The sequence below is a fragment of the Gryllotalpicola sp. CP2-P1 genome, from assembly GCF_057512245.1.
On record NZ_JBLRDT010000107.1, the window covers coordinates 1 to 9,272 of the forward strand.

A 9,272-nucleotide genomic window follows, 5' to 3' on the forward strand; every position below is an offset into this window, starting at 1 on the left:
GCGCCGCGCGCGTGCCGGGAATGAGCTCCGATCAGGGAGTACCAGGCGGGGTTGTCGAGCTGAGAGGTGTCATGCGGGGCCACCGATTCAGCCTAAAGCGGCGCGCACGGCGCGGCGCCCGCCGCACTCTTTGTTACGGCGGGCGCCGCGCGCCTCGGGCGCGCTACGGCAGCGTGTAGCCCGCGGCCGTGAACAGGCGATACCACTCCACGCGCGTGAGCGCGAGATCGCTGCCCGCCGCGGCCTCGCGCACGCGCTCGGGCTTCGTGGTGCCGAGCACGACCTGGAAGTCCGCGGGGTGCCGGGTGATCCAGGCCACCGCGATCGCGGTCGGGGTGACGTCGTACTTCGCGGCGAGCTCGTCGATGGCGTCGTTCAGCTCGGGGTAGGTCTCGCGGTCGCCGAGGAACACGCCGTTGAAGAACTGCTTCTGGAACGGCGACCAGGCCTGCAGGGTGATGTCGTGCAGGCGCGCGTAGTCGAGGATGCCGTTGTCGCGGTCGACCGACTGGTCGAGCGCCGCCATGTTCGCGGCGACCCCTGCGGCGATCAGCGGCGCGTGCGTGATCGACAGCTGCACCTGGTTGAAGGCGAGCGGCTGGCGCACGTACTTCTTGAGCAGCTCGATCTGGCCCGGCGTGTGGTTGGAGACGCCGAAGTTGCGCACCTTCCCGGATGCCTCGAGCTGATCGAACGCGGCGGCGACCTCTTCGGGCTCGACCAGGGCATCGGGCCGGTGCAGCAGCAGGACATCGAGGTAGTCGGTGCGCAGCGCCGCGAGTGAGGCATCCACCGACTCGACGATGTGCTCCTTCGAGAAGTCGAACGCGCCCGGCACGATGCCCGTCTTCGTCTGGATCTTGACCTGCTCGCGCTCGCTTCCCGTGAAGCGCACCGCGTCGCCGAAGCGCTGCTCGCACTGGTGGCGCGAGCTGCCGTAGACGTCGGCGTGGTCGAAGAAGTCGATGCCCTCGTCGCGGGCGGTGCCGACCAGAGTGCGGATCGCCTCGTCGTCGAGGTCGGTGATCCGCATCAGGCCGAGGATCAGGTTGGAAGCGGTCAGATCGGTCTGCGGCAGTGCAAGTGTCTTCACCCTGCCATTCTTATCGAATCGGTTCGATCCGCCCTAGCCGTTGCGCACGCCGACGAGCGACAGCGGTTCGCTGACGGTCTCGAGCGACTTCCGCTCGGCGTCCGTGCCGAAGATGATCGCGATCACCCCGCCCAGGATCATGATGACCGCCCCGATGATGTAGCCGATGGTCAGCGGGCCGCGCTGCGAGCCGTCGCCGATGAGCGCGCCGTAGAGCGCCGGCGCGATCGAGCCGAAGATCTGGGCGAGCGAGAAGAAGTACGAGATCGCCTGGGCCCGCAGTTCGAGGGGGAACGTCTCGCTCACGGTGAGGTACGCGCTGGATGCCCCCGCCGAGGCGAAGAAGAACGCGACGCACCAGAAGATCGTCTGCGTCGTGGCGGTGAGGGCGCCCGCGTGGAAGAGGAACGCCGAGACCAGCAGCACGAGACCCGAGAGCCCGTAGGTCGCGAAGATCATCTTGCGCCGACCGATCGTGTCGAACAGGTGGCCGAGCACGAGCGGGCCGATGAGGTTGCCGGCGGCGAACGGGAACAGGAAGTACGGCGTGTGGTCGCGCGGGATGTCGTAGAAGTTCTGCAGCACGAGCGCGTAGGTGAAGAAGATCGCGTTGTAGAGGAACGACTGCGTGATCATCATCGCGGCGGCCGTGAGGGTGCGTTTGGGATACTTCCGGAACAGCACGCCCACGATCGTCCGGAACGGCACGTACTCGATCGGCTTCAACTCGATGGCCGCGGAGTCGTCGACCCGTTCGAGGCGCCCGCCCGTCGACTCGACGCGCTGCTCGATCTCGTCGATGGTCCGCTCGGCCTGCTCGGCGCGGCCGTGCGTGATGAGCCAGCGCGGACTCTCGGGGATGTGCCTGCGCAGATAGATGATGAACAGGCCGAGCACGGGGCCGATCCAGAAGCCGATGCGCCAGCCCCAGTCCTGGCTGATGACATCGGGGTTGAACAGCGGGATGCTCGCGGCGGCGCCGAGCGCCGCGCCGGCCCAGTACGTGCCGTTGATCGCGATGTCGACCCGGCCGCGGTAGTGCGACGGGATCAGCTCGTCGATGGCGGAGTTGATGGCCGCGTACTCTCCGCCGATGCCGGCGCCGGCGATGAACCGGAAGATCAGCAGGAACCACAGCGAGAAGGCGAAGCCGGCGACGCCGGAGCCGATCAGGTAGATCGCGAGCGTCAGAATGAACAGCCGCCGTCGGCCGAGGCGGTCGGACAGCCACCCGAAGTAGAGCGAGCCGACCACCTGGCCGACGAGATAGGTCGTGCCGACGAGGCCCACCTGCGTTGCCGACAGGTGCAGCGTGTCGGCGTAGCCGTTGGCGGCGACGATCTGGATCTCGAGCCCGTCGAGGATCCACGCGACGCCGAGACCGACCACGATGGACCAGTGGAACCGGGTCCACGGCAACCGGTCGAGCCTGGCGGGGATGAGGCTGCGGACGGTGCCGGCGCCCCCTGCTGCTGATTCAGATGCTGACGCCGTCGTCATCTCGATGCCCTTCCCGATCACACCCGTAGCTGCACTCGCGACTTGCCAGTTCTCTTCTACACCAGTTCCCGCTCCCAGACGCGGTGCGACGGCAGCAGGTCGAGAACTCCGCCGATCACGGCCGCGGTGTCCCCCGTGACGAGGCCGGGCGCGGTCGGCGGGATCGCCACGTCGGCCAGCAGCGCCTGCGCCTCCGTCGCGACTCCGATCGCCTTGTCGTGCCGGAACGCCTCGCGCAGCAGCTCCAGTACGCGCGGGTCCACCGCCGGTGCGAGCACGATCACCGCGTCGAGCTCGACGCTCGTGGCCGTGTGGAAGCTGCGCTGCACGGGGACGCCGCCGATCGTGCCGCCGTGGGGCGCGACGACGAGGGGCGTCACGCCCGCCGCGTGCAGCGTCTCCCGGGCGGATGCCACGGCCGCGGCATCCGTGTCGTCATCGACCACGATCCCGACCTGACGGCCGCTCACCGGCCAGCGGTCGCCCGTGACCATGCGCAGCGCCGGGCTCGGCTCGCTGTCGGGCACCTGCTCGGTGGGCGCGGGCGCCGGCAGCCCGAGCTGCTCAGCGACGAAGCCGCACAGCTCGGCGTCGATATTGGCGAGGCAGCGCAGCTGGCGCTCCGTAATCGCCTGCTCGTAGACCTTGCCGAGCTCGAACGCGTAGGCCTGCTTGACGTGCAGCTGCTCGACGGGCGTCAGCGAGCGATAGAACAGCCGCGCCTGCGAGAAGTGGTCGTCGAAGCTCGCGGGCTGCTCGCGCGTCACGACGTCCTCGGCGAGGTGCTGCGGCACGTCGACGAACGCGCCGTCGTCGTGCGTCGCGCCCTGCTCGGCGCCGCCCGTGACCATCGCCGGGAACGGGCACCCGCCGTCGAGCGAGTTCGGGTGGTACGGCGCGACCCCGGAGTGCACCGCGGTCTGGTGCATCCCGTCGCGCAGCATGTCGTTGATCTCGGCGTGCGGGCGGTTGATGGGCAGCTGGGCGAAGTTGGGGCCGCCGAGGCGCGTGATCTGCGTGTCGAGATACGAGAACAGCCTGCCCTGCAGCAGCGGGTCGCTCGTCACGTCGATGCCCGGAACGAGGTGTCCCGGGTGGAAAGCGACCTGCTCGGTTTCGGCGAAGTAGTTGCTCGGGTTCCGGTCGAGCGTCATGGTGCCGACGACCTTCACGGGCGCGAGCTCCTCCGGCACGATCTTCGTCGGGTCGAGCAGGTCGATTCCGTGGAAGAGCTGGTCCTCGGTGTCGGGGAAGACCTGGATTCCGAAGTCCCAGTCGGGGAAGGCGCCCGTCTCGATCGCGTCGGCGAGGTCGCGGCGGTGGAAGTCGGGATCCTTGCCGGCGATCAGCTGCGCCTCCTCCCACGTCAAGCCGTGCGTGCCGAGACGCGGGCGCCAGTGGAACTTGACGAGCGTGGTCACGCCCTCTTCGTTGATGAGGCGGAAGGTGTGGATGCCGAACCCCTGCATCATGCGGTACGAGCGCGGCAGCGCGCGATCGGACATGTTCCACATCGTGTGGTGCTGGGCCTCGGTGTGCAGCGAGACGAAGTCCCAGAAGGTGTCGTGCGCCGACTGCGCCTGCGGGATCTCGCGGTCGGGGTGGGGCTTGCCCGCGTGGATGATGTCGGGGAACTTGATCGCGTCCTGGATGAAGAACACCGGGATGTTGTTGCCAACGAGGTCGTAGACGCCCTCGGTCGTGTAGAACTTCGTCGCGAAGCCGCGGGTGTCGCGCACCGTGTCGGCCGAGCCGCGCGAGCCGAGCACGGTCGAGAACCGCACGAAGGTCTCGGTGACGGCTCCCGGCTTGAGGAACGCGGCGCGCGTGTAGGCGACCGCCTCGCCGTTGGCGACGAAGGCGCCGTGCGCGGCGGCGCCCCGGGCGTGCACGACGCGCTCGGGAATCCGCTCGTGGTCGAAATGCGTGATCTTCTCGCGCAGATGGTGGTCCTGCAGCAGCACGGGGCCGCGGCGCCCGGCCTTCAGCGAGTGGTCGGTGTCGCGCAGCGGCAGGCCCTGCGCGGTCGTGAGTCGCTCGCCCTGCTGTGCGACGGCGTCGCGCGGGGTCGCGGTGACGGCGCCGGTCGGCGTGTAGGTGTCGGGGCCCGACTGGTCGGGCTTGGGCGGGAGGGGCCCGCGCGGCCGCGTGGGCTCGTCGACGGCGGGCGGTTCGGATGCCGGCGCTCCCGGCACCTGGATGGGATCAGAGTCAGCAGTCATGCGGGGGAAGTTCCCCGCCGCCGTGGCTCGCTAACGCAACACGGCCTGCCGCCGGGCAGGGGCGTCCTCGGAGCCCCACCCGGCTTCGAAGACGTGCGCTCGGACCGGTTCTTCACAGTCCCTTGGGGTCGGCGACCACTTCGTTGTAGTCGTTGCTCGAAGTGCCGGCGCTTGCGCGATCCCCCGGATCGCCATTGATCCGCAGCACACTCTGCCCGGGGCGGTTGCAGCGGTCAAGTGCGCCGAGATCACGATCTGGACAACCGGGCGCCACGGCCTGCGCCGAGCTCGACGTAGGGCGCGCCCTGCTCCGGCCGGCGGTCTGCGGCACCGCGCTGCGGCCACAGCGAGAACGCGCGCTCTGCCTGCGCTGTGATCGTGAGCGCCGGGTTGACGCCGAGGTTCGCCGAGACGGCGGAACCGTCGACGATGTGCAGCCCGGGGTAGTTCCACACCCGGTGATACGGGTCGACGACACCGTCGGCCGGGTCGCTCGAGATCGTCGCGCCGCCGAGGAAGTGGGCGGTCAGCGGCACCCCGAACAGCTCGAGCCACGAGCCCCTCGGCAGCGCGTGCACGCCCGTGTCCTCCTCGAGCTGGGCCGCCATCGCCTCGGCAGCACGGTGGGCCTGCGGCAGCCAGTCGGGGTTCGGCGCGCCGTCGCCCTGCCTGCTCGTGAGCCGGACCCCGCCCAGCATCCCTCGGCGCGCGCTCACCGTGAGCGAGTTGTCGGCGCTCTGCATGACGAGCGCGATCACACCGCGCTCGGTGGCGCGCCACGGCACGCTCGCACGCAGTTCGGCGAGCGGATGCCGCGCGAGCCGCCCGAGCAGGAAGCCCAGCCGCCGGTGCAGGGGCCTCCCGCCCGGTGCGAGCACCGTCACGAGCGCCATCATGGCGTTCGAGCCCTTGCCGTAGCGCACGTTCTGCACGTGGGTGCTCTCGTCGACGTAGAGCGAGGTCGTGATCGCCGAGCCCGCCGTCAGGTCGACATCGGGGACGCGCACCGCGAGGGCCCCGTCGAGCGCCTCGGAGTTCGTGCGCGTGAGCCGGCCGAGGGCCGGAGACAGGGCGGGCAGCTCGCCGCGGGCGACGAGACCGTGCAGCAGCTTCTGGGTGCCCCACGCGCCGGCCGCGAAGACGACCTGACCTGCGGTGACGGTGCGACGGTCCTTCGGCGTGAGAGCCGTGCCCGTGCGCTCGGTGGTGACGGCGAAGCCGCGGGTCGGGTCGGCGGGGTCGAGGGGGCGCACGCCGACCACCGTGCGCATGGGCTCGATGACCGCGCCGCGCCGCTCGGCGAGCCACAGGTAGTTCTTGGTCAGGCTGTTCTTCGCCCCGACGCGGCAGCCGACCATGCAGTTGCCGCAGAGGGTGCAGCTCGTGCGCGCCGGGCCCTCGCCGCCGAAGAAGGGGTCGGGCACGGTCTCGCCAGGGGCCTCGCGGCCCGGCGTCCCGTAGTACACGCCCGTGGGCGCGACGCGGAACGTCTCGGGAACGCCGAGGCGCACGGAGACCTTCCGCATGAGCTGCTCGGCGGCGCCGTCGTACGGGTAGTGCTCGACCGTGCCCAGCATCCGCTTCGCCGTCTCGTAGTGCGGCGCGAGCTCGCGCCGCCAGTCGGTGATGCCCGCCCAGCTGCCGGTCGAGAAGAACCGCTCCCCCGGCACGTACTGGACGTTCGCGTAGTTGAGCGAGCCGCCGCCGACACCGGCGCCCGCGAGCACGAGGACGTCGGGAAGCTTGTGCAGCCGCTGCGGGCCGTACCAGCCGAGCGCCGGTGCCCAGAGCGCGTTCCTGACGTCCCAGTTGGTCTTCGCGAACTCGTGATCCGCGAAGCGCCTGCCCGCCTCGTAGACCAGCACGTCGTAGCCCTTCTCAGCCAGTCGCAGCGCCGCGACCGAGCCGCCGAAACCCGACCCGACGACCACGACGTCGTGGTCGAACGCGGTGCCGGGCACCTTCTCTGGCGTCGTTGCCGTCATGGCTGCCGATGCTACTACTGACTCGCTGTCAATAAGAGAGGGGCGCCTGCCGGCCACCGCTCCGGCCCCGTGCCGCCGGCTACGGCCGGGCCCAGGCGCGCGGGTCGCTCGGCACGGGCGAGGTGCGGATCAGCCGGAAGTCGCGGCGCCGCAGCACGCGCAGCACGACGCGCTGCACGCGGGTGAACGCGCGCACGGCCTCACCGGGGTCGAGCGACTCGACCGAGAGAATGCGGTAGGTGGCGCCGAGATGCTCGATCTCGCCGCCGCCGTGCGTGATGTTGCGGTACCAGTTGACGCCGGGGCCGTAGGTCAGTTCCGCAATGAAGCCGTCGGGGTGGCCCGCCAGGATGACCGGCGTCTCGAAGGTGCGGCCCGTCTTGCGCCCGACGTGCCGGATGACCGAGAACGGACCCCTGCCCCGCTTGGCGGCGGCGAGCGTGAGCGGATTGAGCGTGCGGTTCAGGATGTCGAGGTAGCGTCGCCTGAAGCTCGCGTGCATCGAGCCAGATTGCCTCTCACGCCCGCGGAGCGCAATACCGCGCGGACGCCTCAGGCCGCGGGCACGTCGGCGAGCAGCCCGTCGATCTGGCCGAGTGCCAGCTTCGACCCTTCCTCGTGGCCCATCGCGAGCATCTTCTCCATGTAGGCGACGGAGTCGAAGACGGTCACGGCCGTCATCCGGGTGCCCGCCTCGATGGGCTCGAAGGTGACGGTGCCGTGCATGACCCCGGCTGGGTCGCGCTCCTTCGTGTCGTTGTCGGCGAGGCCGCCGTCGAACTCGAGGCGGTGCGGCTTCTCGACCGCGGTCGTCGCCCACCACGCGCGCTGGAACTCGCCGTTGGGGCCCGTCGAGTAGTAGCTCGAGGACCCGCCCGGCGTGAGGTCGTGGGACTCGAACGTCGCCGGGTACGGTTCGGGGCACCACCACTTCTCGAGCTGGCGCGGGTCCTCCCAGAGCTGCCAGACCCGCTCGGGCGGCGCCGCGAACTCGCACACGATGGTGAGGCTGCGCGCCTCGGGGTCGCGGGTGGATGAGATGACGGGCATGGTGCCCCTCCCTTAGTCGTCGTTCCGTTGGTCATGTCGCCCGCGGCGCCGATGCCGATCGCGCCGTTCGGGCCGTTCCTCGTCGAGCAGCGCGTCGATCGCCGCGGCGCGTGCGTGCCACAGCTGCTCGTAGCGGCGCAGCAGTTCCTGCGCACGGCCGATCGTCCCGACCTCTCCGCTCACGAGCTGCTCGCGGCCGTTCCTGCTCTTGCTCACGAGCGCCGCCTTCTCGAGCACCGCGACGTGCTTCTGCACGGCCGCGAAGCTCATCGCGTAGCCGGCCGCGAGCTCGGAGACGGAGTGCGGCCGCTGCAGCACGCGCGCCACGATGTCACGCCGCGTCGCGTCGGCGAGGGCGCGGAAGATGCGATCGACCGCCTCGTCGTCGAGTGCGACGTCAATTTGTGCAACCATTTGGTTGTAGATTAGGGCGCGCGGATGTCGCGCGCAAGAGCGTCATCGACGAAGTCGGCACCCCGACTGCCCGGTAGCCTGGTGCCCATGCGCCGCACCGTGACTGCCCTCGCCCTCGCCGCCGCTGTGCTCGCCCTCGCGGGCTGTGCCGGCTCGGCGACACCGTCGGCGACGACGCATACGGGCACCACGCAGCACGCCACCGCGACGCCGACCGCGAGCCCCGCGTCCCCCGCGAGCGCCGCCGACTGCGACGGCGTGTTCGTGACGGTGCAGTTCGGGCTGCTCGGCGCGACCGACATCGACGCCTGCGCGCCGGCAACAGGGCCCATCACCGCGGCGGCCGCCTTGAAGGAGGTCGACGTCACGACGGCGGGCACCCAGAAGTACGGCGATCAGGTGGTCTGCCGCGTGAACGGCTCGCCGTCTGCGTCGACGGCGATCGACGTCCCCGGTCACGACCCCTACACCGAGACCTGCCAGAGCATGCCGGCCGCCTACGCGTACTGGGCGGTCTGGGTGAAGGACGCCGGGGAGTGGGACTACGCCGCGAGCTCGATCACGACCCAGCAGGTGAAGCCCGGCCAGACGCTCGGGCTCAAGTTCACCACCGGCACCGACACGACACCGCCGCAGGGATAGCTCCTATGCCCACCGGGCTCGAGCCTCGGCAACGCGCACGGCGCACGGCGCTCGCCTCGCTGCGGGCGCATGTGCGCCTGCGGTTCCGGGCCGCTCCCCTGCGCCAGAGCGTCGTCTTCGCGGCGGTGTTCATGGTCGCGCGTGTCGTCTACGGCGCCGTGTTCGCGGGGGCGGCCGGTACCGGCATCCGCCTGCTCGACCTGCCGCTGATCTCGCTGCCCGCCCCGTTCACGGGCGTGCAACTGCTCGGCCCCGTGACGGCGGACGGCATCGGCCGCCTGCTGCTCTCGGCCGCTCCCTTCACCGCCGTCATCGTGGCGTTCGGCCTGCTGAACGCCCTCGTCGACGTGCGCCCGTGGTTCGCCG

Annotated in this window: 8 protein-coding genes and 1 pseudogene; 2 read left to right on the top strand and 7 right to left on the bottom strand. The window is 70.5% G+C overall.

The annotated features are described in order from the left end of the window. Nucleotides 1-163: 163 nt before the first annotated feature. The 7 genes from ACM2XV_RS09525 to ACM2XV_RS09555 all read right to left on the bottom strand — a co-directional run bounded on the left by ACM2XV_RS09525 (nucleotide 164) and on the right by ACM2XV_RS09555 (nucleotide 8,264). Nucleotides 164-1,093: an aldo/keto reductase gene (locus ACM2XV_RS09525; RefSeq protein WP_344778275.1), complete on the bottom strand. Its 930-nt coding sequence runs from the start codon at nucleotides 1,091-1,093 to the stop codon at nucleotides 164-166. Between the two features lie 33 nt (nucleotides 1,094-1,126). After that, a complete protein-coding gene (locus ACM2XV_RS09530) occupies nucleotides 1,127-2,593 on the bottom strand; it encodes an MFS transporter (protein WP_487026759.1) in 1,467 nt (488 codons plus the stop codon). A 56-nt stretch (nucleotides 2,594-2,649) separates the two neighbouring features. Continuing rightward, on the bottom strand, nucleotides 2,650-4,815 hold the full coding sequence (locus ACM2XV_RS09535) for a catalase (protein ID WP_487026760.1): 2,166 nt from the start codon (nucleotides 4,813-4,815) through the stop codon (nucleotides 2,650-2,652). Nucleotides 4,816-5,063: 248 nt separating this feature from the next. Next, nucleotides 5,064-6,800 carry an FAD-dependent oxidoreductase gene (locus ACM2XV_RS09540; RefSeq protein ID WP_487026761.1) on the bottom strand — a complete coding sequence of 579 codons (1,737 nt, stop codon included), beginning with the start codon at nucleotides 6,798-6,800 and terminating at the stop codon, nucleotides 5,064-5,066. Nucleotides 6,801-6,879: 79 nt separating this feature from the next. After that, nucleotides 6,880-7,302, bottom strand: a complete 423-nt coding sequence (locus ACM2XV_RS09545) for a PNPOx family protein (RefSeq protein ID WP_487026762.1) — start codon at nucleotides 7,300-7,302, stop codon at nucleotides 6,880-6,882. 50 nt (nucleotides 7,303-7,352) lie between these two features. Then, nucleotides 7,353-7,850, bottom strand: coding sequence for an SRPBCC family protein (locus tag ACM2XV_RS09550; protein ID WP_487026763.1), 498 nt, complete (start codon nucleotides 7,848-7,850; stop codon nucleotides 7,353-7,355). 12 nt (nucleotides 7,851-7,862) lie between these two features. Then, nucleotides 7,863-8,264 (bottom strand): ArsR/SmtB family transcription factor, encoded by a 402-nt coding sequence (locus ACM2XV_RS09555; RefSeq protein ID WP_487026764.1) that lies wholly within the window; start codon nucleotides 8,262-8,264, stop codon nucleotides 7,863-7,865. 87 nt (nucleotides 8,265-8,351) lie between these two features. Between ACM2XV_RS09555 and ACM2XV_RS09560 the strand changes: the two genes are divergently transcribed. Together ACM2XV_RS09560 and ACM2XV_RS09565 are read left to right on the top strand one after the other, a co-directional pair. Next, nucleotides 8,352-8,906 carry a hypothetical protein gene (locus tag ACM2XV_RS09560; RefSeq protein WP_487026765.1) on the top strand — a complete coding sequence of 185 codons (555 nt, stop codon included), beginning with the start codon at nucleotides 8,352-8,354 and terminating at the stop codon, nucleotides 8,904-8,906. A 5-nt stretch (nucleotides 8,907-8,911) separates the two neighbouring features. Further along, nucleotides 8,912-9,272 (top strand): annotated as a pseudogene (locus tag ACM2XV_RS09565) (hypothetical protein); the annotation flags it as partial.